The organism is Pseudomonas syringae CC1557 (genome assembly GCF_000452705.1).
In the GTDB taxonomy this organism is placed as follows: domain Bacteria; phylum Pseudomonadota; class Gammaproteobacteria; order Pseudomonadales; family Pseudomonadaceae; genus Aquipseudomonas; species Aquipseudomonas syringae_F.
Genome location: NZ_CP007014.1, coordinates 633,444 through 656,794, shown reverse-complemented (window position 1 = coordinate 656,794; position 23,351 = coordinate 633,444). Strand labels below are relative to the sequence as shown.

Genomic DNA, 23,351 nt, shown 5'->3' with positions numbered 1-23,351 from the left:
TTTTATGGGCGCTGAATCAGAACTGCGATTGCAGGTAATTCTGCAGACCGATGGACTTGATCAGACCCATCTGCTGTTCCAGCCAGTAAGTGTGATCTTCTTCAGTGTCGGCCAACTGAACGCGCAGGATCTCGCGAGTCACGTAGTCGCCGTGCAGCTCACAGAGCTCGATACCCTTGCACAGAGCAGCACGGACTTTGTATTCGAGACGAAGATCGCTGGCGAGCATCTCAGGCACTGTGGTGCCGACGTCCAGATCATCCGGGCGCATGCGTGGCGTGCCTTCCAGCATCAGGATACGACGCATCAGCGCATCAGCGTGTTGTGCTTCTTCTTCCATCTCGTGATTGATACGCTCATAGAGCTTGGAAAAACCCCAGTCTTCGTACATACGCGAGTGAACGAAATATTGGTCACGAGCTGCCAATTCGCCCGTGAGCAACGTGTTGAGATAATCGATTACTTCCGGGTGGCCTTGCATCGCAACGAACTCCTGCTTTAAAGGCGCTAGTTTGAACCAAGCGATGCGCGAGGTCACTGGGAAAAACGCAATAAATAGACGAAAAGCAGCGATATTACGCCGTTCAGAAGCGAAAAACCGGCTAAATGAGGGCGGTTCTGTTTCTCACTTCGACTCAGCCCAACGATTCAAGCGCTCACTGATCAAGGTCGAGGGCAGCACCCCAAATCGCAGACAACAAAAAACCGGGCCTAGGCCCGGTTCTTTGTTCAAACTGATGTCTTATTCAGCGGCTTCTACAGAGCCACCGATAGGACGATCAACCAACTCGACGTACGCCATTGGCGCGTTGTCGCCAGTGCGGAAACCGCACTTGAGGATACGCAGGTAGCCGCCCTGACGGGTTGCATAGCGTTTGCCCAGATCGTTGAACAGTTTGCCGACGATTTCTTTCGAACGAGTACGGTCGAAAGCCAGACGACGGTTGGCAACGCTGTCTTCCTTGGCCAGGGTGATCAGCGGCTCGGCAACGCGGCGCAGTTCCTTGGCTTTCGGCAGGGTAGTTTTGATCAGCTCGTGCTCGAACAGCGACACCGCCATGTTTTGAAACATGGCTTTACGGTGAGAGCTGGTACGGCTCAGGTGACGTCCACTTTTACGATGACGCATGGTTCATTCCTTACCAAACTCGCGTTCGGTGATTACGACGATCAGGCCGTAGCCTTGTCGTCCTTCTTAAGACTTGCCGGCGGCCAGTTGTCGAGGCGCATGCCGAGGGACAGACCACGAGAAGCCAGAACGTCCTTGATCTCGGTCAAGGATTTCTTGCCCAGGTTCGGAGTCTTCAACAACTCTACTTCGGTGCGCTGAATCAGGTCACCGATGTAGTAGATGTTCTCCGCCTTAAGGCAGTTGGCCGAACGCACGGTCAGTTCCAAATCGTCAACCGGACGAAGCAGGATCGGATCGATCTCGTCTTCCTGTTCGATTACCACTGGTTCGCTGTCGCCTTTGAGGTCCACGAACGCAGCCAACTGCTGTTGCAGGATGGTTGCAGCGCGACGGATTGCCTCTTCAGGGTCCAGAGTACCGTTGGTTTCCAGATCAATAACCAGCTTGTCCAGGTTAGTACGCTGCTCGACACGGGCGTTTTCCACCACGTATGCGATACGGCGAACCGGGCTGAACGAAGAATCGAGCTGCAAGCGACCAATGCTGCGGCTTTCATCTTCATCGCTTTGACGCGAGTCTGCCGGCTCATAACCACGACCACGAGCTACGGTGAGCTTCATGTTCAAGGCGCCGTTAGACGCCAGGTTAGCGATTACGTGATCGGGGTTAACGATCTCGACATCATGATCCAGCTGAATATCGGCAGCGGTAACCACCCCCGAACCCTTCTTCGACAAGGTCAGCGTAACTTCGTCTCGACCGTGCAGCTTGATAGCCAGACCTTTAAGGTTCAACAGGATTTCAATGACGTCTTCCTGTACACCTTCGATGGCGCTGTACTCATGGAGTACACCGTCAATCTCGGCCTCGACTACTGCACAGCCGGGCATTGAGGACAACAAAATGCGGCGAAGCGCGTTGCCCAGGGTATGGCCGAAACCACGCTCGAGAGGCTCGAGTGTGATCTTGGCGCGGGTTGGACTGACAACCTGCACATCAATATGGCGGGGTGTCAGGAACTCATTTACCGAAATCTGCATGGATGCACCTATTTTCTAGCCCTTACTTGGAGTAGAGCTCGACAATCAGGCTTTCGTTGATGTCGGCGGACAGATCACTGCGAGCTGGTACGTTCTTGAAAACGCCCGATTTCTTCTCAGTGTCTACTTCTACCCATTCTACGCGGCCACGTTGGGCACACAGATCGAGAGCCTGAACAATACGCAGCTGGTTCTTAGCCTTTTCGCGGATAGCAACGACGTCGCCAGCACGAACCTGATAAGAAGGAACGTTAACGGTTTTGCCGTTTACGCTAACCGACTTGTGCGAAACCAATTGACGGGATTCTGCACGAGTAGAGCCGAAGCCCATACGGTATACAACGTTGTCCAGACGGCATTCGAGCAGTTGCAGCAGGTTCTCGCCTGTTGCACCTTTCTTGCCGGCGGCTTCTTTATAGTAGCCGCTGAACTGACGCTCGAGAACGCCGTAGATACGACGGACTTTTTGCTTTTCACGCAGCTGAGTACCGTAATCGGACTGGCGACCGCGGCGTTGGCCGTGGATGCCTGGAGCTGCTTCGATGTTGCACTTGGATTCGATAGCGCGAACGCCGCTCTTCAAAAAGAGATCGGTGCCTTCACGACGAGCAAGTTTGCATTTTGGACCAATGTAACGAGCCATTTCTTACAGTCTCCTGGATTACACGCGGCGCTTCTTCGGCGGACGGCACCCGTTGTGCGGGATTGGCGTCACGTCGGTGATGCTGGCGATCTTATAGCCACAGCCGTTCAATGCACGGACAGCGGATTCACGACCTGGGCCTGGACCCTTGACATTGACGTCGAGGTTCTTCAGACCGTACTCCAGCGCAGCTTGACCAGCACGTTCAGCAGCTACTTGAGCAGCAAACGGGGTGGACTTGCGTGAACCACGGAAACCCGAACCGCCGGAGGTTGCCCACGAAAGAGCGTTACCTTGACGATCGGTGATGGTGACGATTGTGTTGTTAAACGACGCGTGGATGTGGGCGATGCCATCAACCACTGTCTTTTTAACTTTTTTACGAGGACGAGCAGCAGGTTTTGCCATGACTAAATTCCTGTCGTTGCGCTGGAGCGATTACTTGCGGATCGGCTTACGCGGACCTTTGCGAGTACGCGCGTTGGTCTTGGTACGCTGACCGCGCACTGGAAGACCACGACGATGACGCAGACCGCGGTAGCAGCCCAAGTCCATCAAGCGCTTGATTTTCATGTTGATTTCGCGACGCAGGTCACCTTCAGTGGTGAACTTCGCCACTTCGCCACGCAGCTGTTCAATCTGCTCGTCGCTCAGATCTTTGATTTTCACCGCCGGGTTAACCCCGGTGGTTGCACAAATTTTCTGTGCAGTGGTGCGACCAACACCATAGATGTAGGTCAGCGAGATAACAGTATGCTTGTTATCTGGAATGTTAACGCCTGCAATACGGGCCATTCAGTGGGACTCCAATTGACAGCTACCTACGCCCCGGAAGCCAAGAAATAGGGCGCGAGATAATATCGCTGTAGTAACAAATAATCAACCCAGCAGCGCACTAGCTGCTGGGCTTAAGCACAAATCACAATCAGCCTTGGCGCTGCTTATGACGTGGTTCCGCGCTGCAAATTACTCGAACAACACCTTCGCGGCGAATAATCTTGCAGTTACGGCACAGCTTTTTCACCGATGCACGAACTTTCATCACCAACTCCTCGAACCTTAGGGGTGCTTCAGCGCAGCATACCGCCGCTGCCACCGTAGCCCTTCAGGTTGGCTTTCTTCATCAGGGATTCATACTGGTGCGAAACGAGGTGCGATTGTACTTGCGACATAAAGTCCATCACAACCACTACCACGATCAGCAACGAGGTCCCGCCAAGGTAGAACGGTACGTTTGCCGCGACCACCAGAAACTGGGGAAGCAGACACACGGCCGTCATATATAGAGCACCGAACATGGTCAAGCGAGTCAAAACGCCATCAATGTAGCGCGCCGACTGCTCACCTGGACGAATACCCGGAATAAAGGCACCGGACTTCTTCAGGTTTTCCGCTACGTCTTTCGGATTGAACATCAACGCCGTATAGAAGAAGCAGAAGAAAATAATCCCTGCACTAAACAGCAGAATATTCAACGGCTGACCAGGAGCGATCGACTGCGAGATGTCCTGCAACCAGCCCAAACCTTCAGACTGACCGAACCAGGACCCCAACGAAGCCGGAAACAGCAAAATGCTGCTTGCGAAAATGGCCGGAATCACACCAGCCATGTTCACTTTCAGCGGCAAGTGGCTGGTCTGCGCAGCAAAAACCTTACGGCCCTGCTGACGCTTGGCGTAGTGAACAGCAATACGACGCTGACCACGCTCAATGAACACCACAAAACCGATGATCGCTACTGCCAGCAATCCGATTGCAACCAGAGCGAAGATATTGATATCACCCTGACGTGCAGACTCGAAAGACTGCCCTATCGCTCTCGGAAGACCGGCGACGATACCTGCGAAAATCAACATCGAGATACCGTTGCCAACACCGCGCTCGGTAATCTGCTCGCCCAGCCACATCATGAACATCGCACCAGCCACGAAGGTGGTAACGGCCACAAAGTGGAAACCCAGGTCCCCAGAAAACGCGACGCCCTGACTGGCCAGGCCAACGGACATGCCGATAGCTTGAACCAATGCCAGGACAACAGTGCCGTAGCGGGTGTACTGGCTAATCTTGCGACGGCCAGCTTCACCTTCCTTCTTCAACTGCTCCAGTTGCGGGCTGACGGCGGTCATCAACTGCATGATGATCGATGCCGAAATGTAAGGCATGATCCCCAGTGCAAAGATGCTCATCCGTTCCAGCGCGCCACCGGAAAACATGTTGAACAAGCTAAGAATGGTCCCCTCATTCTGTCGAAACAGTTCTGCGAGTCGGTCCGGGTTGATACCTGGAACCGGGATGTGTGCGCCTATTCGGTAGACGATAATCGCCAGGAACAGAAAACGCAGACGAGCCCAGAGTTCAGACATACCGCCTTTGCCGAGCGCAGAGAGAGCACCTTGCTTAGCCATTTATTCCTCGAACTTGCCGCCAGCTGCTTCGATAGCCGCACGCGCACCTTTGGTGGCGGCGATACCCTTGATAGTGACAGCGCGAGTAACTTCGCCCGACAGCATGATTTTCACACGCTGTACGTTCTGGTTAATCACGTTGGCATCTTTCAGGGACTGCACAGTTACGATGTCGCCTTCCACTTTAGCCAGCTCGGACAGACGCACTTCTGCGCGGTCCATGGCCTTCAGGGAAACGAAACCGAATTTTGGCAGGCGACGATGCAGCGGCTGTTGGCCGCCCTCAAAGCCCGGAGCAATAGTGCCACCGGAGCGGGAGCTTTGACCTTTGTGGCCACGGCCACCGGTCTTGCCCAAACCGCTACCGATACCACGGCCCGGACGATGCTTTTCGCGACGGGAACCCGGCGCTGGACTCAGATCATTGAGTTTCATCGATTAACCCTCGACTCGCAGCATGTAGTAAGCCTTGTTGATCATCCCGCGATTTTCGGGAGTATCCAGGACTTCTACAGTGTGACCGATGCGACGCAGACCCAAACCCTTAATGCACAATCTGTGATTAGGGATGCGGCCGGTCATGCTTTTGATCAGCGTTACTTTAACGGTAGCCATGATCAGATGATCTCCTCAACACGCTTGCCACGTTTGGCAGCGATCGACTCAGGAGACTGCATGCCCTTCAAACCCTTGAACGTAGCGTGAACCACGTTTACAGGGTTAGTCGAACCGTAGCACTTGGCCAATACGTTCTGGACACCAGCAACTTCCAGCACTGCGCGCATTGCGCCGCCAGCGATGATACCGGTACCTTCGGAAGCAGGCTGCATGTACACCTTGGAGGCGCCATGAGCAGACTTCATTGCGTACTGCAAGGTAGTGCCGTTCAGATCAACCTGAATCATGTTGCGGCGAGCAGCTTCCATCGCTTTCTGGATCGCAGCAGGCACTTCACGTGACTTGCCACGGCCGAAGCCAACGCGCCCTTTACCATCACCCACTACGGTCAACGCAGTGAAAGTGAAGATACGGCCGCCTTTTACGGTTTTGGCCACGCGGTTAACTTGAACCAGCTTCTCGATGTAGCCTTCGTCGCGTTTTTGGTCGTGATTTGACATAACTTAGAACTCCAGCCCGCCTTCACGAGCAGCATCAGCCAGCGCTTTGACACGGCCGTGGTACTTGAAGCCAGAACGGTCGAAAGCGACTTGCGATACACCCGCGGCTTTCGCGCGCTCGGCGACCAGCTTGCCAACCTTAGTGGCCGCGTCGATGTTGCCAGTGGCGCCATCACGCAGTTCTTTGTCCAAAGTCGAGGCGCTTGCCAGGACTTTGCTGCCGTCGGCCGAGATGACCTGGGCATAAATGTGCTGCGAAGAGCGGTGCACGCAGAGACGCACGACTTCCAGCTCGTGCATTTTCAGGCGTGCTTTGCGAGCGCGACGCAGTCGGGTAACTTTTTTGACGGTCATTTGCTATGCCCTACTTCTTCTTGGCTTCTTTACGGCGGACGACTTCGTCTGCGTAACGCACACCTTTGCCTTTGTAAGGCTCAGGACGGCGGAAGTCGCGGATCTCAGCGGCCACTTGACCAACCAACTGCTTATCGATACCGCGAATCAGGATATCGGTCTGGCTGGGGGTCTCAGCGGTGATGCCATTCGGCAATTCGTAGTCCACTGGGTGCGAGAAGCCAAGTGCAAGGTTCAATACCGTGCCTTTTGCTTGCGCCTTGTAACCAACACCGACCAGCTGGAGCTTACGCTCGAAGCCTTGGCTCACGCCTTGGACCATGTTGTTTACCAGTGCACGAGTGGTGCCTGCCATTGCGCGGGTTTGTTGATCGCCATTGCGAGCAGCGAAACGCAGCTCACCAGCTTCTTCAACAATCTCAACGGACGAATGGATGTTCAGTTCTAGAGTGCCCTTGGCACCCTTCACCGAAAGCTGCTGGCCGACGAGTTTGACTTCGACGCCGGATGGCAACTTAACGGGGTTCTTAGCGACGCGTGACATGCTTATCCCCCCTTAGAACACTGTGCAAAGCACTTCGCCACCGACACCGGCAGCGCGCGCAGCACGATCCGTCATCACACCTTTACTGGTGGAGACGATAGACACACCAAGACCGCCACGAACTTTCGGCAGATCATCGGAGGACTTGTACTGACGCAAGCCTGGGCGGCTGACGCGCTTAACCTCTTCAATGACCGGACGGCCTTCGAAGTACTTAAGCTCGATGGACAGCGAGGATTTAACTTCGCTGCTGATCTGATAACCCGCAATGTAGCCTTCGTCCTTCAGGACTTTTGCTACAGCAACCTTCAACGTGGAAGACGGCATGCTTACGACGGGCTTTTCAGCCATCTGGGCATTACGGATACGAGTTAGCATGTCCGCTAACGGGTCCTGCATACTCATGGGCTAGACGCTCCTAAAACAAAATAATTAGCCTTGCGGCTACAGCTTGATCGCCGAGAACTTCCGGGCAAGTAAAAACACGGGCTCAGGCGAGCCGGCAATTCTAGTCCTACCCCGGAAATGAATCAAGCCCCAAAAGGGGCTTGATTCAAATTCAGGCTTCATCCCGACCAGTGACTTGCGTGACCGGCCGGAAGGAAACGAGAGGTGCGCCTTACCAGCTGGCTTTAACCAGACCTGGAACGTCGCCACGCATAGCTGCTTCACGCAGCTTGTTACGGCCGAGGCCGAACTTGCGGTAGACGCCGTGTGGACGACCAGTGATGCGGCAACGGTTACGCATGCGCGCAGCGCTTGCGTCACGTGGTTGCTTCTGCAGGGCTACGGTAGCTTCCCAACGCGCTTCTGGACTTGCGTTCAGATCGACGATGATAGCTTTCAGCTCTGCACGCTTCTTGGCGTACTTGGCAACAGTGAGCTGACGCTTCAGCTCACGGTTTTTCATGCTCATCTTGGCCATTGTCCTACTCCAATCAGTTGCGGAACGGGAATTTGAAAGCACGCAGCAATGCGCGACCTTCATCATCGTTCTTGGCAGTGGTGGTCAGGGTGATGTCCAGACCGCGAAGAGCATCGATCTTGTCGTAGTCAATTTCCGGGAAAATGATCTGCTCTTTGACGCCCATGCTGTAGTTACCACGACCATCGAAGGACTTGGCATTCAGGCCGCGGAAGTCGCGAACCCGAGGCAGGGAGATCGAAAGCAGACGATCCAGGAACTCGTACATACGATCGCGGCGCAGGGTCACTTTGACGCCGATCGGCCAACCTTCACGGACTTTAAAGCCAGCGATGGATTTCCGAGCGTAAGTCACAACGACCTTTTGACCGGTGATCTTTTCCAGGTCAGCAACAGCGTGCTCGATGACTTTTTTGTCGCCGATCGCTTCGCCCAGACCCATGTTCAGGGTGATTTTTGTAACGCGCGGAACTTCCATCACGTTCGAAAGCTTAAGTTCTTCCTTAAGTTTCGGAGCGATTTCCTTCCGGTAAATCTCTTTTAGTCGTGCCATGGTCTTCTACCTAGCAGTGTTCAAGCATCAACCGCTTTTTGGGTCGACTTGAAGACACGAATTTTCTTGCCGTCTTCAACTTTGAAACCAACGCGGTCAGCCTTGTTGGTTGCGCCGTTGAAAATGGCGACGTTGGAAGCGTGCAGTGGCGCTTCTTTCTCGACGATACCGCCCTGTACGCCCGACATCGGGTTTGGCTTGGTATGACGCTTCACCAGGTTGATCCCACCAACGACCAGACGGTCGTCAGCGAGAACCTTGAGCACCTTACCGCGCTTACCTTTGTCTTTGCCGGCGATCACGATGATCTCGTCGTCACGACGAATCTTTTGCATGTCGGATCTCCTTAAAGCACTTCAGGGGCGAGCGAGACGATCTTCATGAACTTCTCAGTACGAAGTTCACGGGTCACTGGCCCAAAGATACGGGTACCGATCGGCTCTTGCTTGTTGTTCAACAGAACAGCAGCGTTGCCGTCAAAGCGGATGATGGAGCCGTCTGCGCGACGAACACCATGGCGAGTGCGGACTACAACAGCAGTCATCACTTGGCCTTTTTTCACCTTGCCGCGCGGAATTGCTTCCTTGACGGTCACTTTGATGATGTCACCGATACCAGCGTAACGACGATGGGAGCCACCCAGCACCTTGATGCACATAACGCGGCGAGCGCCGCTGTTATCGGCCACATCGAGCATGGATTGAGTCTGAATCATATAATTTCTCCGACCCCTAGTCCTTAGACTTCCACAGCGCGTTCGAGGATATCAACCAACGCCCAAGATTTAGTCTTGGCTACCGGACGAGTTTCACGAATCGTGACCTTGTCGCCGATATGGCATTGATTGGTTTCGTCGTGCGCGTGCAGCTTAGTCGAACGCTTAACGTATTTACCGTAGATCGGGTGCTTTACGCGACGCTCGATCAGAACGGTGATGGTCTTGTCCATCTTGTCGCTGACAACACGGCCAGTCAGCGTACGGACAGTTTTTTCGGCTTCAGCCATGATTACTTACCTGCCTGCTGGTTGAGCACAGTTTTCACGCGAGCGATGTCACGCTTAACTTGCGAGAGCAGATGAGACTGCCCCAACTGGCCAGTTGCTTTCTGCATACGCAGATTGAACTGGTCGCGCAGCAGGCCGAGCAGTTGCTCGTTCAGCTGCTGTGCTGATTTTTCACGAAGTTCATTCGCTTTCATCACATCACCGTCCGCTTAACAAAGGAGGTGGCGAGCGGCAGCTTTGCAGCAGCCAGGGCGAAAGCCTCACGCGCCAGCTCTTCAGTAACACCCTCGATTTCATACAGGACTTTGCCTGGCTGAATCTGGGCAACCCAGTACTCCACGTTACCCTTACCTTTACCCATCCGAACTTCGAGTGGCTTCTTGGTAACAGGCTTGTCCGGGAATACACGGATCCAGATCTTGCCGCCACGTTTAACGTGACGGGTCAGAGCACGACGCGCTGACTCGATCTGACGAGCGGTGAGACGACCACGAGCTACAGACTTCAGCGCGAACTCGCCGAAGCTGACTTTGCTACCGCGCAGTGCCAGACCACGGTTGTGGCCGGTCATCTGCTTGCGGAACTTCGTACGCTTTGGTTGCAACATTTGGCGTACCCCTTACTTAGCAGCTTTTTTACGAGGCGCTGGTGCTTGTGGTTTCAGTTCTTCTTGGCGACCACCAATTACTTCGCCTTTGAAGATCCAAACCTTTACACCGATCACACCGTAAGTGGTGTGAGCTTCGTAGTTGGCATAGTCGATGTCGGCACGCAGGGTGTGCAGTGGCACACGACCTTCGCGATACCATTCAGTACGTGCGATTTCAGCACCGCCGAGACGACCGCTCACTTGGATTTTGATGCCTTTGGCACCAATGCGCATGGCGTTCTGAACAGCGCGCTTCATAGCGCGACGGAACATTACGCGACGCTCCAGCTGCTGAGCTACGCTCTGCGCAACCAGCATACCGTCAAGCTCCGGCTTGCGGATCTCTTCGATATTGATGTGCACAGGCACACCCATTTGCTTGGTCAGGTCCTGACGCAGTTTCTCAACATCTTCACCTTTCTTCCCGATTACGATACCAGGACGAGCAGTGTGGATGGTGATACGTGCTGTCTGAGCCGGACGATGGATATCGATACGGCTGACGGACGCGCTTTTTAATTTGTCTTGGAGGTACTCACGCACTTTCAGATCAGCGAACAAATAGTCCGCATAAGTCCGACCGTCTGCGTACCAGACGGAGGTGTGCTCCTTGACGATTCCCAGGCGAATGCCAATGGGATGTACTTTCTGACCCATCTCTTCGACTCCGTTACTTGTCAGCAACCTTGACAGTTATATGGCAAGACCGCTTGACGATGCGATCAGCACGGCCTTTAGCACGTGGCATGATGCGCTTCAGCGAACGCCCTTCGTTGACGAAAACGGTGGAGACCTTGAGGTCATCAACGTCTGCGCCTTCGTTATGCTCGGCGTTGGCTACAGCCGACTCCAGCACTTTCTTCAGGATCTCGGCGGCTTTCTTACTGCTGAAAGCCAACAGGTTGAGCGCTTCGCCCACCTTCTTCCCGCGGATCTGGTCGGCGACCAAGCGGGCTTTCTGGGCGGAGATTCGAGCGCCCGACAACTTAGCGGCTACTTCCATCGTTCCTTACCCCTTAACGCTTGGCTTTCTTGTCTGCCACGTGCCCACGATATGTGCGGGTACCGGCAAACTCGCCTAGTTTATGGCCGACCATGTCTTCGTTCACGAGAACTGGAACATGTTGACGACCGTTATGCACTGCAATGGTCAGACCGACCATTTGTGGCAGGATCATCGAACGACGCGACCAGGTTTTCACCGGTTTGCGATCGTTCTTTTCCGCCGCCACTTCGATCTTCTTCAGTAGGTGAAGATCAATAAAAGGACCTTTTTTCAGAGAACGTGGCACTGTCGTATCCCTCTATTTACTTGCGACGACGGACGATCATTTTGTCGGTACGCTTATTACCACGAGTCTTCGCGCCCTTAGTCGGGAAGCCCCACGGCGATACCGGATGACGACCACCAGAGGTACGACCTTCACCACCACCATGTGGGTGGTCAACCGGGTTCATGGCAACACCACGAACGGTTGGGCGAACGCCACGCCAGCGTTTGGCACCAGCTTTACCCAGCGAACGAAGGCTGTGCTCGGAGTTCGAGACTTCGCCCAGCGTTGCACGGCATTCAGACAGTACTTTACGCATTTCACCGGAGCGAAGACGCAGGGTTACGTACACACCTTCACGAGCGATCAGCTGTGCAGAAGCACCAGCGGAACGTGCGATCTGTGCGCCTTTACCTGGCTTCAATTCGATGCCGTGTACGGTGCTACCAACTGGAATGTTACGCAGTTGAAGAGCGTTGCCCGGCTTGATTGGTGCCAAAGCACCTGCAATCAGCTGGTCGCCAGCACTCACGCCTTTAGGGGCGATGATGTAGCGGCGCTCGCCGTCTGCGTAAAGCAGCAGAGCAATGTGAGCAGTACGGTTTGGATCGTATTCGATACGCTCGACGGTGGCAGCGATGCCATCCTTGTCGTTGCGACGGAAATCGACCAGACGATAATGCTGCTTATGGCCACCACCGATATGACGGGTAGTAATACGACCATTGTTGTTACGACCACCAGTCTTCGATTTTTTCTCGAGCAGCGGTGCGTGAGGAGCGCCTTTATGCAGCTCCTGATTGACCACCTTGACCACAAAACGGCGGCCAGGGGAAGTCGGTTTGCATTTAACGATTGCCATGATGCACCCCTTCCTTACTCAGCACTGCTGCTGAAATCGAGATCTTGGCCTGGCTGAAGGGAGATAACTGCCTTCTTCCAGTCATTACGCTTGCCCAGACCGCGAGCAGTGCGCTTGCTCTTACCCAGAACATTCAGGGTAGTAACACGCTCTACTTTCACGCTGAACAGGCTTTCGACGGCCTTCTTGATTTCCAGCTTGGTTGCGTCAGTAGCAACCTTGAAAACGAACTGACCTTTTTTGTCTGCAAGAACCGTAGCCTTTTCGGAAACGTGCGGGCCAAGCAGAACTTTAAATACGCGTTCCTGGTTCATCCCAGCAGCTCCTCGAATTTCTTCACGGCCGACACAGTGATCAACACTTTGTCGTATGCGATCAGACTAACTGGATCGGAACCTTGAACATCACGTACATCGACGTGTGGCAGGTTACGAGCAGCCAGGTACAGATTCTGGTCAACAGCGTCAGACACGATCAGGACGTCAGTCAGGCCCATGCCAGTCAGCTTGTTCAGCAGATCTTTGGTTTTCGGTGCTTCAACAGCGAAGTCCTGAACCACGACCAGACGATCAGTACGAACCAGTTCAGCAAGGATGGAGCGCAGTGCTGCGCGATACATCTTCTTGTTGAGCTTCTGAGTGTGATCCTGAGGACGAGCCGCGAAAGTGGTACCGCCGCCACGCCAGATTGGGCTACGGATAGTACCGGCACGAGCACGGCCAGTACCTTTCTGACGCCAAGGGCGCTTACCGCCACCACGAACGTCGGAACGGGTCTTCTGCTGCTTGCTACCCTGACGACCGCCAGCCATGTAGGCCACGACTGCCTGGTGAACCAGCGTCTCGTTGAATTCGCCGCCAAATGTCAGTTCGGAAACTTCGATTGCCTGAGCGTCATTTACATTTAATTGCATGTCAGCTTCCCCTTAACCGCGAGCCTTGGCTGCTGGACGTACAACCAGGTTGCCGCCAGTAGCGCCAGGAACAGCACCCTTGACCAACAACAGATTGCGTTCAGCGTCCACGCGCACTACTTCGAGGGACTGCACGGTCACGCGCTCAGCGCCCATATGACCGGACATTTTTTTGCCCTTGAATACACGACCAGGAGTCTGGCACTGGCCGATAGAGCCCGGGACGCGGTGAGAGACGGAGTTACCGTGGGTATTGTCTTGACCACGGAAATTCCAACGCTTGATCGTACCCTGGAAGCCTTTACCCTTGGACTGACCGGTTACATCAACCAGTTGACCAGCAGCGAAGATTTCAGCGTTGATCTGATCGCCAGCCTGGTAGTCGCCTTCTTCAAGACGGAACTCCATGACGGTACGACCGGCGGCTACGTTCGCTTTAGCGAAGTGGCCAGCCTGAGCGGCTGTGACACGCGAAGCACGACGCTCGCCGACAGTGACTTGCACTGCACGATAGCCATCGGTTTCTTCGGTTTTGAACTGAGTGACGCGATTCGGCTCGATCTCAATGACCGTAACCGGAATGGAGACACCTTCTTCGGTGAAAATACGGGTCATACCGCATTTACGACCGACTACACCAATAGTCATGTTGTAAACCTCATGAGTGTACGGGGCTTTCACCCGCTATGGCCGCCCATTTCAGAGCGTTACACGACTAAGACCCAAGTCTTAGCCGAGGCTGATCTGAACTTCCACACCGGCCGCAAGATCAAGCTTCATAAGCGCATCAACGGTTTTATCCGTTGGCTGGACGATGTCCAGAACACGCTTGTGAGTACGGATCTCATACTGGTCGCGCGCGTCTTTGTTGACGTGCGGAGAAACCAGAACGGTGAACCGCTCTTTACGAGTCGGCAGTGGAATCGGACCACGCACCTGTGCACCAGTACGTTTCGCGGTTTCCACGATTTCCTGGGTTGATTGGTCGATCAGGCGATGGTCAAAAGCCTTCAACCTGATACGGATTTGCTGGTTTTGCATTGGATTCAGACTCCAGATTGCTGTTCCCACCGAGCGCAATACGCCCGTTAAAAGGAGGCGCAATTCTATAGACGTGCTAACAAGGTGTCAACCCAATAAAAAAGCCCCCGCAATGCGGGGGCTCTTTTTGGGAATCAACGCTTACGCGATGATTTTGGCCACGACGCCAGCGCCGACGGTACGACCGCCTTCACGGATAGCGAAACGCAGACCGTCTTCCATTGCAATTGGCTTGATCAGGGTAACGGAAACTTTAACGTTATCACCTGGCATAACCATCTCAACGCCTTCCGGCAGTTCGCAGCTACCGGTTACGTCGGTAGTACGGAAGTAGAACTGTGGACGGTAGCCTTTGAAGAACGGAGTATGACGGCCGCCTTCTTCTTTGCTCAACACGTAGATTTCAGCTTCAAACTGAGTGTGCGGCTTGACGGTGCCTGGCTTGACCAGAACCTGGCCACGCTCAACGTCGTCACGCTTGGTACCACGCAGCAGAACGCCGCAGTTCTCGCCAGCACGACCTTCGTCGAGCAGCTTACGGAACATTTCAACACCGGTGCAGGTGGTGACGGTAGTGTCACGCAGACCAACGATTTCCAGTGGATCCTGAACCTTGACGATACCGCGCTCAACACGACCAGTCACAACAGTACCGCGACCGGAGATCGAGAACACGTCTTCGATTGGCATCAGGAACGGCTTGTCAACAGCACGCTCTGGCTGAGGAATGTAGCTGTCCAGAGTCTCAACCAACTTCTTGACGGCAGTGGTGCCCATCTCGTTGTCGTCTTTGCCTTCCAACGCCATACGGGCAGAGCCGATGATGATTGGAGTGTCGTCGCCCGGGAAGTCGTAAGTGCTCAGCAGATCGCGCACTTCCATCTCAACCAGTTCCAGCAGCTCAGCGTCGTCTACCAGGTCAGCCTTGTTCAGGAAGACCACGATGTACGGAACGCCAACCTGACGGGACAGCAGGATGTGCTCACGGGTTTGTGGCATCGGACCATCAGCAGCCGAACAAACCAGGATAGCGCCGTCCATCTGGGCAGCACCGGTGATCATGTTCTTCACGTAGTCGGCGTGACCTGGGCAGTCAACGTGTGCGTAGTGACGCACGGACGAGTTGTACTCAACGTGAGCAGTGTTGATGGTAATACCGCGAGCTTTCTCTTCCGGTGCGCTGTCGATCTTGTCGAAGTCAACACGAGCCGAGCCGAAAACTTCGGAGCAGACGCGAGTCAGAGCAGCGGTCAGTGTGGTTTTACCGTGGTCAACGTGACCAATGGTGCCAACGTTGACGTGCGGAAGGGAACGATCAAATTTTTCTTTAGCCACGACAAATAACTCCTAGCCTAAAGGCGCTGAATCAGCCTTGTTTTTTGGTTACAGTTTCGACGATGTGCGACGGAGCTGTATTGTATTTTTTGAATTCCATAGAGTAGCTTGCGCGACCCTGAGACATGGAGCGGACGTCGGTCGCATAACCGAACATCTCACCCAACGGAACCTCGGCACGAATTACCTTGCCGGAAACCGTATCTTCCATACCCAGAATCATGCCGCGACGACGGTTAAGGTCGCCCATCACGTCACCCATATAGTCTTCAGGCGTAACAACCTCTACCGCCATGATCGGCTCGAGCAACTCACCACCGCCCTTCTGGGCCAGTTGCTTGGTCGCCATGGAAGCAGCCACCTTAAACGCCATCTCGTTCGAGTCGACGTCATGGTAGGAACCATCAAACACGGTAGCCTTCAGGCCGATCAGCGGATAACCGGCAACAACGCCGTTCTTCATCTGCTCTTCGATACCCTTCTGGATAGCCGGGATGTATTCCTTGGGAACAACACCACCTACCACTTCGTTTACGAATTGCAGACCTTCCTGACCTTCGTCAGCAGGTGCAAAACGGATCCAGCAATGACCAAACTGGCCACGACCGCCGGATTGACGAACGAACTTGCCTTCGATTTCACAATTCTTCGTGATGCGCTCACGATAGGAAACCTGAGGCTTGCCGATGTTGGCTTCGACGTTGAACTCACGGCGCATCCGGTCAACCAGGATGTCCAGGTGAAGCTCGCCCATGCCAGAGATGATCGTTTGACCAGTCTCTTCATCAGTCTTGACGCGGAAAGAAGGGTCTTCCTGAGCAAGCTTGCCCAGTGCGATACCCATTTTTTCCTGGTCATCCTTGGTCTTTGGCTCAACGGCAACCGAAATAACCGGCTCCGGGAAGTCCATGCGAACCAGGATGATTGGCTTATCAGCGTTGCACAAGGTTTCACCAGTGGTGACGTCCTTCATGCCGATCAGGGCCGCGATGTCACCAGCGCGTACTTCCTTGATCTCTTCGCGAGCGTTTGCGTGCATTTGCACCATACGGCCCACGCGCTCTTTCTTGCCCTTGACCGAGTTGATCACGCCGTCGCCGGATGCCAACACGCCCGAGTACACACGGACGAACGTCAAGGTACCCACGAATGGGTCGGTAGCGATCTTGAACGCCAGAGCCGAGAACGGCTCGTTGTCGTCTGCATGACGCTCCATTTGAATTTCCTCGTTATCAGGGTCGGAACCCTTGATAGCAGGAATGTCGATTGGAGCCGGCAGGTAGTCGATCACGGCGTCGAGAACCAGGGGAACACCCTTGTTCTTGAAGGAAGAACCGCAAACAGCAAGAACGATCTCACCAGCGATAGTACGCTGACGCAGAGCAGCCTTGATTTCCTCGTTGGTGAGTTCTTCACCCTCAAGGTATTTGTTCATCAGTTCTTCGTTGGCTTCAGCCGCAGCCTCAACCATGTTGCCGCGCCACTCGTCAGCCAGTTCCTGCAATTCAGCAGGGATAGGCTTGCGAACTGGAACCATACCTTTGTCGGCATCATTCCAGTAGACAGCTTCCATGGACATCAGGTCGATCTGACCCTGGAAGTTGTCTTCAGCACCGATAGCCAACTGAATCGGCACCGGAGTGTGACCCAGACGCTGCTTGATCTGAGCAATTACGCGCAGAAAGTTAGCGCCGGCACGGTCCATCTTGTTCACGTAAACGATACGTGGAACACCGTACTTGTTGGCTTGACGCCATACGGTTTCGGACTGAGGCTCTACGCCAGAAGTACCACAGAACACAACGACCGCGCCGTCGAGCACACGCAGGGAACGCTCAACTTCAATGGTGAAGTCTACGTGACCCGGGGTGTCAATAACGTTGAAACGGTATTGGTCTTTGTGCTGCTTCTCGGAACCCTGCCAGAAGGCAGTAATAGCAGCAGAAGTAATGGTAATACCACGCTCCTGCTCCTGAACCATCCAGTCCGTGGTCGCGGCGCCATCATGCACCTCGCCCATTTTGTGGCTTTTGCCGGTGTAAAAAAGGACGCGCTCGGTGGTGGTGGTTTTACCAGCATCCACGTGAGCGACGATACCAATGTTACGGTAGCGGCCAATCGGAGTAGTACGAGCCATAAAGCCCTCGCAAAATTAGTGACGCTGAAATTAGAAGCGGTAGTGCGAGAAAGCCTTGTTGGCTTCAGCCATACGGTGCACGTCTTCACGCTTCTTGACTGCAGCACCTTTACCTTCGGCGGCGTCCATCAGTTCGCCAGCCAAACGCAGAGCCATAGACTTCTCACCGCGCTTGCGCGCGAAGTCTACCAGCCAGCGCATTGCCAGAGCATTACGACGGGACGGACGAACTTCAACAGGAACCTGGTAAGTAGCACCGCCTACACGGCGCGACTTTACTTCGACCAGCGGAGCGATGGCGTCGAGAGCTTTCTCGAAGATTTCCAGGGGATCGCTGTTCTTGCGTTCTTTAACCTTTTCCAGCGCGCCATAAACGATACGCTCGGCAACGGCTTTCTTGCCGCTTTCCATCACGTGGTTCATGAACTTGGCCAGAATCTGGCTGCCGTATTTTGGATCGTCAAGCACATCGCGCTTGGCTGCTACGCGTCTTCTTGGCATGGATAAGCCCTCAAACGGTCTTCAGGTTAGCTCGGGACCACCATCCAGCTAAGGATGCGCCCGACCTTACTCTTATCGACTCAGAAAAATAGAAATCTGCAATTTCAAACAGAAGCCAAAGACTACTTAGGCTTCTTGGTACCGTATTTCGAGCGACCCTGGTTACGGCCTTTAACGCCGGAAGTATCCAGAGAACCACGAACGGTGTGATAACGAACACCTGGCAAGTCTTTTACACGACCGCCACGGATCAGTACCACGCTGTGTTCTTGCAGGTTGTGACCTTCACCACCGATGTACGAGGAAACCTCGAAACCGTTGGTCAGGCGCACACGGCAGACTTTACGCAATGCCGAGTTAGGTTTTTTCGGCGTGGTGGTATACACACGAGTGCACACACCGCGACGTTGCGGGCAGTTCTGCAGCGCAGGCACGTCGGATTTCTCGACGATACGCTTACGCGGCTGACGTACCAGCTGGTTGATAGTTGCCATCTACTAGCTCCACTGTTGTCTTGCGACGCTATTGTCTTACAAGAAAAGCAAATGACAGGGCATAGGCCCCGCCAAATTTAGGGGTACAAGAGTCTAAAGAGGATCCCGCCCCCAGTCAAGACAAAGCCCCGGCCGCTTCGTCTGGCAAACAGCACTAAATGTGCTGTCTGCCGAATGAAAATGCCGAGGCTTTGGTCTTAGTTACCGCTGGAGTTCAACGCCTCGGTCAGAGCAGCTTCTACTTCGCTTGCGCTGACACGGGTCGGTTTGTCCATTTCACGGCGGCGCTTGCGCTCGCTGTGATAAGCCAGACCGGTACCGGCCGGGATCAGACGACCCACAACCACGTTTTCCTTCAGGCCGCGCAGGTAATCGCGCTTGCCTGTCACAGCCGCTTCGGTCAGTACGCGGGTTGTCTCCTGGAAGGAGGCCGCGGAAATGAACGATTCGGTGGACAGCGATGCCTTGGTGATACCCAGCAACACACGAGTGAATTTGGAGACAAACTTGTCGTCCGCACCCAAACGCTCGTTTTCTACCAGTACGTGAGTCAGTTCCATCTGGTCGCCCTTGATGAAACTGGAATCGCCAGACTCGGCAATCTCAACTTTACGCAGCATCTGACGCAAAATGGTCTCGATGTGCTTGTCGTTGATCTTCACGCCTTGCAGACGGTATACGTCCTGAATCTCGTTGACGATGTACTTGGCCAGCGCACTCACACCCAGCAGACGCAGGATGTCGTGTGGATCGCTAGGACCGTCGGAGATAACTTCGCCGCGGTTCACTTGTTCGCCTTCGAAGACGTTCAGGTGACGCCACTTTGGAATCAGCTCCTCGTACGGATCGCTACCGTCATTCGGGGTAATGACCAGACGGCGCTTGCCCTTGGTCTCTTTACCGAATGCGATGGTACCGCTGACTTCTGCAAGGATCGACGCCTCTTTCGGACGACGCGCTTCGAACAGGTCGGCAACACGCGGCAGACCACCGGTGATGTCACGAGTCTTCGACGTTTCCTGCGGGATACGAGCGATAACATCACCGATCGCGATCTGTGCACCGTCAGCTACACCAACAAGGGCGTTAGCCGGCAGGAAGTACTGGGCCGGTACGTCAGTACCTGGCAACAGCAGATCCTTGCCATCCAGACCCACCATCTTCACGGCAGGACGAATGTCCTTGCCAGCAGCCGGGCGGTCTTTGGCGTCAAGCACTTCAATGTTGGTCATACCGGTCAATTCGTCTGTCTGACGCTTGATCGTGATGCCTTCTTCCATGCCGACGTAGGTAACAGTACCTTTCATCTCGGTGACGATTGGGTGAGTGTGCGGATCCCACTTGGCTACGATAGAGCCAGCGTCGACCTTGTCGCCTTCCTTCACCGAAATCACTGCACCGTATGGCAGCTTGTAACGCTCACGCTCACGACCGAAGTCATCAGCGATTGCCAGCTCACCGGAACGGGATACCGCAACCAGGTGACCGTCAACACGCTCTACGTGCTTCAGGTTATGCAGACGGACAGTACCGCCATTCTTCACCTGAACGCTGTCGGCTGCCGAGGTCCGGCTTGCCGCACCACCGATGTGGAACGTACGCATGGTCAGCTGGGTACCCGGCTCACCGATCGACTGTGCAGCGATTACGCCGACAGCTTCACCGATGTTGACCTGGTGACCACGTGCCAGGTCGCGACCGTAGCACTTGGCGCAGATGCCATAGCGGGTTTCACAGCTGATTGGCGAACGAACGATCACTTCGTCGATGCTGTTCAGCTCGATGAACTCGACCCACTTCTCGTCAACCAGGGTGCCAGCAGGCACGATGATTTCTTCCGTACCCGGCTTGAACACGTCACGGGCGATAACTCGACCCAATACGCGCTCACCCAGCGGTTCTACAACGTCACCGCCTTCAATATGCGGAGTCATTAGCAGACCGTGTTCGGTACCGCAATCCACTTCGGTAACGACCAGATCCTGAGCCACGTCTACCAGACGGCGAGTCAGATAACCCGAGTTAGCGGTTTTCAAGGCGGTATCCGCAAGACCCTTACGAGCACCGTGAGTGGAGATGAAGTACTGAAGTACGCTCAAACCTTCACGGAAGTTCGCAGTGATCGGCGTTTCGATGATGGAGCCGTCAGGCTTGGCCATCAGACCACGCATACCGGCCAGCTGTCGGATCTGGGCAGCAGAACCACGCGCACCGGAGTCAGCCATCATGTACATCGAGTTGAAGGATTCCTGATCAACTTCGACGCCGTGACGATCGATAACGCGTTCTTTGGACAGGTTCGACATCATCGCTTTCGAGACTTCGTCGTTCGCCTTGGACCAAAGGTCGATTACCTTGTTGTACTTCTCGCCCTGAGTAACCAGGCCCGAAGCGTACTGGCTTTCGATCTCTTTAACTTCTTCGGTGGCCGCGTCGATGATGCGGGCTTTTTCATCCGGGATAACGAAGTCGTTAACGCCGATGGAAACACCCGAAATGGTCGAGTAGGCAAAACCGGTGTACATCAACTGGTCAGCGAAGATCACGGTCTCTTTCAAACCAACCACGCGGTAGCACTGGTTGATCAGCTTGGAAATCGCCTTCTTCTTCATCGGCTGGTTGACGACGTCGTAGGACAGGCCGGCCGGAACCACCTGGAACAGCAGCGCACGGCCGACAGTGGTGTCGACGATACGGGTGTTCTTGACGCTGCCACCGTCACGGTCGTTGACCGTTTCGTGGATGCGGACCTTGACCTTGGCGTGCAGAGCCGCTTCGCCGGCACGGAATACGCGGTCGACTTCCTGCAGATCCGCAAACACACGACCTTCGCCCTTGGCGTTGATCGCTTCACGAGTCATGTAGTAGAGACCCAGTACAACGTCCTGCGAAGGAACGATGATTGGCTCACCGTTGGCTGGCGACAGGATGTTGTTGGTCGACATCATCAGTGCGCGCGCTTCAAGCTGGGCTTCCAGCGTCAAAGGCACGTGAACAGCCATCTGGTCACCGTCGAAGTCGGCGTTGTACGCAGCGCAGACCAGCGGGTGCAGCTGGATAGCCTTACCTTCGATCAGAACCGGTTCAAATGCCTGGATGCCAAGACGGTGAAGCGTTGGCGCACGGTTCAGGAGCACTGGGTGTTCACGAATGACTTCGGCAAGAACGTCCCAGACTTCTGGCAGCTCGCGCTCGACCATTTTCTTGGCAGCTTTGATGGTCGTGGCCAGGCCACGCATTTCCAGCTTGCCAAAAATGAACGGCTTGAACAGCTCGAGAGCCATTTTCTTCGGCAGACCGCACTGGTGCAGACGCAGGGTCGGACCTACGGTAATTACCGAACGACCCGAGTAGTCAACACGCTTACCGAGCAAGTTCTGACGGAAACGACCCTGCTTACCCTTGATCATGTCAGCCAGGGATTTCAGAGGACGCTTGTTCGAACCGGTGATGGCGCGACCACGACGACCGTTGTCGAGCAGAGCATCGACTGCTTCCTGCAGCATGCGCTTTTCGTTGCGCACGATGATATCGGGAGCAGACAGGTCCAGCAGACGCTTCAGACGGTTGTTACGGTTGATCACTCGACGATACAGATCGTTGAGATCGGACGTCGCGAAACGGCCACCGTCAAGCGGAACCAGAGGACGCAGATCTGGCGGCAGAACCGGCAGAACGGTCAGCACCATCCACTCAGGGAGGTTGCCGGAACCCTGGAAGGCTTCCATCAGCTTCAGACGCTTGGACAGCTTCTTGATCTTGGTTTCGGAATTGGTTTGCGGAATTTCTTCACGCAGGCGGCCGATTTCGTGTTCCAGATCGATAGCGTGCAGCAGTTCGCGGACAGCTTCAGCACCCATGCGGGCGTCGAAGTCATCACCGAACTCTTCAAGAGCTTCGAAGTACTGCTCGTCGTTCAGCAGCTGACCTTTTTCAAGGGTGGTCATGCCTGGATCGATAACGACATAGCTCTCGAAGTAGAGAACGCGTTCGATATCACGCAGGGTCATGTCCATCAGCAAGCCGATACGGGACGGCAGCGATTTCAGGAACCAGATATGGGCAACCGGCGAAGCCAGTTCGATGTGAGCCATACGCTCGCGACGAACCTTGGCCAGCGCCACTTCAACACCGCATTTTTCGCAGATGACGCCGCGATGCTTCAGGCGCTTGTACTTACCGCACAGGCACTCGTAATCTTTTACCGGGCCAAAGATCTTGGCGCAGAACAGACCGTCACGCTCAGGCTTGAACGTACGGTAGTTAATGGTTTCCGGCTTTTTAACTTCACCGAACGACCAGGAACGGATCATCTCAGGCGATGCAAGCCCGATGCGGATTGCATCGAACTCTTCGACCTGACCCTGGTTTTTCAGCAAATTCAGTAAGTCTTTCAAGGCTTTTCCTCCTGGCGGAGCAGGGAGCAGGC

General features: G+C 54.6%; 34 protein-coding genes. All 34 read right to left on the bottom strand.

Annotated features, from left to right (window positions below; all coding sequences use genetic code 11):
- Nucleotides 1-16 precede the first annotated feature (16 nt).
- The 34 genes from bfr to rpoC all read right to left on the bottom strand — a co-directional run bounded on the left by bfr (nucleotide 17) and on the right by rpoC (nucleotide 23,319).
- Complete coding sequence (gene bfr, locus N018_RS03130) at nucleotides 17-481, bottom strand: bacterioferritin (protein WP_002555461.1); 465 nt, start codon at nucleotides 479-481, stop codon at nucleotides 17-19.
- 261 nt (nucleotides 482-742) lie between these two features.
- Nucleotides 743-1,129 (bottom strand): 50S ribosomal protein L17, encoded by a 387-nt coding sequence (gene rplQ / locus N018_RS03125; protein ID WP_024646120.1) that lies wholly within the window; start codon nucleotides 1,127-1,129, stop codon nucleotides 743-745.
- Nucleotides 1,130-1,170: 41 nt separating this feature from the next.
- Complete coding sequence (locus N018_RS03120; protein WP_003176403.1) at nucleotides 1,171-2,172, bottom strand: DNA-directed RNA polymerase subunit alpha; 1,002 nt, start codon at nucleotides 2,170-2,172, stop codon at nucleotides 1,171-1,173.
- Nucleotides 2,173-2,194: 22 nt separating this feature from the next.
- Complete coding sequence (gene rpsD / locus N018_RS03115) at nucleotides 2,195-2,815, bottom strand: 30S ribosomal protein S4 (protein WP_002555465.1); 621 nt, start codon at nucleotides 2,813-2,815, stop codon at nucleotides 2,195-2,197.
- 18 nt (nucleotides 2,816-2,833) lie between these two features.
- A complete protein-coding gene (gene rpsK, locus N018_RS03110; protein ID WP_002555466.1) occupies nucleotides 2,834-3,223 on the bottom strand; it encodes a 30S ribosomal protein S11 in 390 nt (129 codons plus the stop codon).
- 30 nt (nucleotides 3,224-3,253) lie between these two features.
- Nucleotides 3,254-3,610 carry a 30S ribosomal protein S13 gene (gene rpsM, locus N018_RS03105; RefSeq protein ID WP_002555467.1) on the bottom strand — a complete coding sequence of 119 codons (357 nt, stop codon included), beginning with the start codon at nucleotides 3,608-3,610 and terminating at the stop codon, nucleotides 3,254-3,256.
- A gap of 130 nt (nucleotides 3,611-3,740) precedes the next feature.
- Entirely contained in the window at nucleotides 3,741-3,857 is a 117-nt protein-coding gene (gene rpmJ / locus N018_RS26010; protein ID WP_002555468.1) for a 50S ribosomal protein L36, read from the bottom strand.
- Between the two features lie 28 nt (nucleotides 3,858-3,885).
- Nucleotides 3,886-5,220 (bottom strand): preprotein translocase subunit SecY, encoded by a 1,335-nt coding sequence (secY, locus tag N018_RS03100; RefSeq protein ID WP_002555469.1) that lies wholly within the window; start codon nucleotides 5,218-5,220, stop codon nucleotides 3,886-3,888.
- Nucleotides 5,221-5,655 (bottom strand): 50S ribosomal protein L15, encoded by a 435-nt coding sequence (rplO, locus tag N018_RS03095; RefSeq protein ID WP_002555470.1) that lies wholly within the window; start codon nucleotides 5,653-5,655, stop codon nucleotides 5,221-5,223. It abuts the gene before it with no gap.
- Nucleotides 5,656-5,658: 3 nt separating this feature from the next.
- Nucleotides 5,659-5,835, bottom strand: a complete 177-nt coding sequence (gene rpmD, locus N018_RS03090) for a 50S ribosomal protein L30 (RefSeq protein WP_002555471.1) — start codon at nucleotides 5,833-5,835, stop codon at nucleotides 5,659-5,661.
- 2 nt (nucleotides 5,836-5,837) lie between these two features.
- On the bottom strand, nucleotides 5,838-6,338 hold the full coding sequence (gene rpsE / locus N018_RS03085; RefSeq protein ID WP_003317099.1) for a 30S ribosomal protein S5: 501 nt from the start codon (nucleotides 6,336-6,338) through the stop codon (nucleotides 5,838-5,840).
- Nucleotides 6,339-6,341: 3 nt separating this feature from the next.
- Complete coding sequence (gene rplR / locus N018_RS03080) at nucleotides 6,342-6,692, bottom strand: 50S ribosomal protein L18 (RefSeq protein ID WP_002555473.1); 351 nt, start codon at nucleotides 6,690-6,692, stop codon at nucleotides 6,342-6,344.
- Between the two features lie 10 nt (nucleotides 6,693-6,702).
- The gene (gene rplF / locus N018_RS03075) at nucleotides 6,703-7,236 is read right to left on the bottom strand and encodes a 50S ribosomal protein L6 (protein ID WP_003369019.1); all 534 of its coding nucleotides are present in this window, start codon (nucleotides 7,234-7,236) and stop codon (nucleotides 6,703-6,705) included.
- Between the two features lie 12 nt (nucleotides 7,237-7,248).
- Nucleotides 7,249-7,641, bottom strand: a complete 393-nt coding sequence (gene rpsH, locus N018_RS03070; RefSeq protein WP_002555475.1) for a 30S ribosomal protein S8 — start codon at nucleotides 7,639-7,641, stop codon at nucleotides 7,249-7,251.
- A gap of 214 nt (nucleotides 7,642-7,855) precedes the next feature.
- A complete protein-coding gene (rpsN, locus tag N018_RS03065) occupies nucleotides 7,856-8,161 on the bottom strand; it encodes a 30S ribosomal protein S14 (protein ID WP_003400428.1) in 306 nt (101 codons plus the stop codon).
- A 13-nt stretch (nucleotides 8,162-8,174) separates the two neighbouring features.
- Nucleotides 8,175-8,714 (bottom strand): 50S ribosomal protein L5, encoded by a 540-nt coding sequence (gene rplE, locus N018_RS03060; RefSeq protein ID WP_002555477.1) that lies wholly within the window; start codon nucleotides 8,712-8,714, stop codon nucleotides 8,175-8,177.
- Between the two features lie 20 nt (nucleotides 8,715-8,734).
- Nucleotides 8,735-9,049 carry a 50S ribosomal protein L24 gene (gene rplX / locus N018_RS03055; protein ID WP_002555478.1) on the bottom strand — a complete coding sequence of 105 codons (315 nt, stop codon included), beginning with the start codon at nucleotides 9,047-9,049 and terminating at the stop codon, nucleotides 8,735-8,737.
- A gap of 11 nt (nucleotides 9,050-9,060) precedes the next feature.
- The gene (gene rplN, locus N018_RS03050; RefSeq protein ID WP_002555479.1) at nucleotides 9,061-9,429 is read right to left on the bottom strand and encodes a 50S ribosomal protein L14; all 369 of its coding nucleotides are present in this window, start codon (nucleotides 9,427-9,429) and stop codon (nucleotides 9,061-9,063) included.
- Nucleotides 9,430-9,452: 23 nt separating this feature from the next.
- Nucleotides 9,453-9,719 carry a 30S ribosomal protein S17 gene (rpsQ, locus tag N018_RS03045; RefSeq protein WP_002555480.1) on the bottom strand — a complete coding sequence of 89 codons (267 nt, stop codon included), beginning with the start codon at nucleotides 9,717-9,719 and terminating at the stop codon, nucleotides 9,453-9,455.
- A gap of 2 nt (nucleotides 9,720-9,721) precedes the next feature.
- Nucleotides 9,722-9,913 (bottom strand): 50S ribosomal protein L29, encoded by a 192-nt coding sequence (gene rpmC, locus N018_RS03040; protein ID WP_002555481.1) that lies wholly within the window; start codon nucleotides 9,911-9,913, stop codon nucleotides 9,722-9,724.
- The gene (gene rplP / locus N018_RS03035) at nucleotides 9,913-10,326 is read right to left on the bottom strand and encodes a 50S ribosomal protein L16 (protein WP_002555482.1); all 414 of its coding nucleotides are present in this window, start codon (nucleotides 10,324-10,326) and stop codon (nucleotides 9,913-9,915) included. Before rplP ends, rpmC begins: the two co-directional genes overlap by 1 nt.
- A 12-nt stretch (nucleotides 10,327-10,338) precedes the next feature.
- The gene (gene rpsC / locus N018_RS03030) at nucleotides 10,339-11,025 is read right to left on the bottom strand and encodes a 30S ribosomal protein S3 (protein WP_003176422.1); all 687 of its coding nucleotides are present in this window, start codon (nucleotides 11,023-11,025) and stop codon (nucleotides 10,339-10,341) included.
- Between the two features lie 13 nt (nucleotides 11,026-11,038).
- Entirely contained in the window at nucleotides 11,039-11,371 is a 333-nt protein-coding gene (gene rplV, locus N018_RS03025; protein WP_002555485.1) for a 50S ribosomal protein L22, read from the bottom strand.
- Between the two features lie 13 nt (nucleotides 11,372-11,384).
- Nucleotides 11,385-11,660 carry a 30S ribosomal protein S19 gene (gene rpsS / locus N018_RS03020; RefSeq protein WP_002555486.1) on the bottom strand — a complete coding sequence of 92 codons (276 nt, stop codon included), beginning with the start codon at nucleotides 11,658-11,660 and terminating at the stop codon, nucleotides 11,385-11,387.
- A 16-nt stretch (nucleotides 11,661-11,676) separates the two neighbouring features.
- Entirely contained in the window at nucleotides 11,677-12,501 is an 825-nt protein-coding gene (rplB, locus tag N018_RS03015) for a 50S ribosomal protein L2 (protein ID WP_024646118.1), read from the bottom strand.
- A 14-nt stretch (nucleotides 12,502-12,515) separates the two neighbouring features.
- The gene (gene rplW / locus N018_RS03010; RefSeq protein ID WP_002555488.1) at nucleotides 12,516-12,815 is read right to left on the bottom strand and encodes a 50S ribosomal protein L23; all 300 of its coding nucleotides are present in this window, start codon (nucleotides 12,813-12,815) and stop codon (nucleotides 12,516-12,518) included.
- Nucleotides 12,812-13,414, bottom strand: coding sequence for a 50S ribosomal protein L4 (gene rplD / locus N018_RS03005; RefSeq protein ID WP_002555489.1), 603 nt, complete (start codon nucleotides 13,412-13,414; stop codon nucleotides 12,812-12,814). The genes rplW and rplD overlap by 4 nt, the downstream gene beginning before the upstream one ends.
- Nucleotides 13,415-13,426: 12 nt before the next feature.
- A complete protein-coding gene (gene rplC, locus N018_RS03000; RefSeq protein WP_002555490.1) occupies nucleotides 13,427-14,062 on the bottom strand; it encodes a 50S ribosomal protein L3 in 636 nt (211 codons plus the stop codon).
- A gap of 81 nt (nucleotides 14,063-14,143) precedes the next feature.
- On the bottom strand, nucleotides 14,144-14,455 hold the full coding sequence (gene rpsJ / locus N018_RS02995) for a 30S ribosomal protein S10 (protein WP_003186070.1): 312 nt from the start codon (nucleotides 14,453-14,455) through the stop codon (nucleotides 14,144-14,146).
- Between the two features lie 141 nt (nucleotides 14,456-14,596).
- Nucleotides 14,597-15,790: an elongation factor Tu gene (gene tuf, locus N018_RS02990; protein WP_024646116.1), complete on the bottom strand. Its 1,194-nt coding sequence runs from the start codon at nucleotides 15,788-15,790 to the stop codon at nucleotides 14,597-14,599.
- A 31-nt stretch (nucleotides 15,791-15,821) separates the two neighbouring features.
- Nucleotides 15,822-17,927, bottom strand: coding sequence for an elongation factor G (fusA, locus tag N018_RS02985; RefSeq protein WP_025388812.1), 2,106 nt, complete (start codon nucleotides 17,925-17,927; stop codon nucleotides 15,822-15,824).
- A 30-nt stretch (nucleotides 17,928-17,957) separates the two neighbouring features.
- Nucleotides 17,958-18,428 (bottom strand): 30S ribosomal protein S7, encoded by a 471-nt coding sequence (rpsG, locus tag N018_RS02980; protein ID WP_003400433.1) that lies wholly within the window; start codon nucleotides 18,426-18,428, stop codon nucleotides 17,958-17,960.
- A 122-nt stretch (nucleotides 18,429-18,550) separates the two neighbouring features.
- Nucleotides 18,551-18,922, bottom strand: a complete 372-nt coding sequence (gene rpsL, locus N018_RS02975; protein ID WP_002555494.1) for a 30S ribosomal protein S12 — start codon at nucleotides 18,920-18,922, stop codon at nucleotides 18,551-18,553.
- Nucleotides 18,923-19,119: 197 nt separating this feature from the next.
- On the bottom strand, nucleotides 19,120-23,319 hold the full coding sequence (gene rpoC, locus N018_RS02970; RefSeq protein ID WP_004397078.1) for a DNA-directed RNA polymerase subunit beta': 4,200 nt from the start codon (nucleotides 23,317-23,319) through the stop codon (nucleotides 19,120-19,122).
- Nucleotides 23,320-23,351 lie beyond the last annotated feature (32 nt).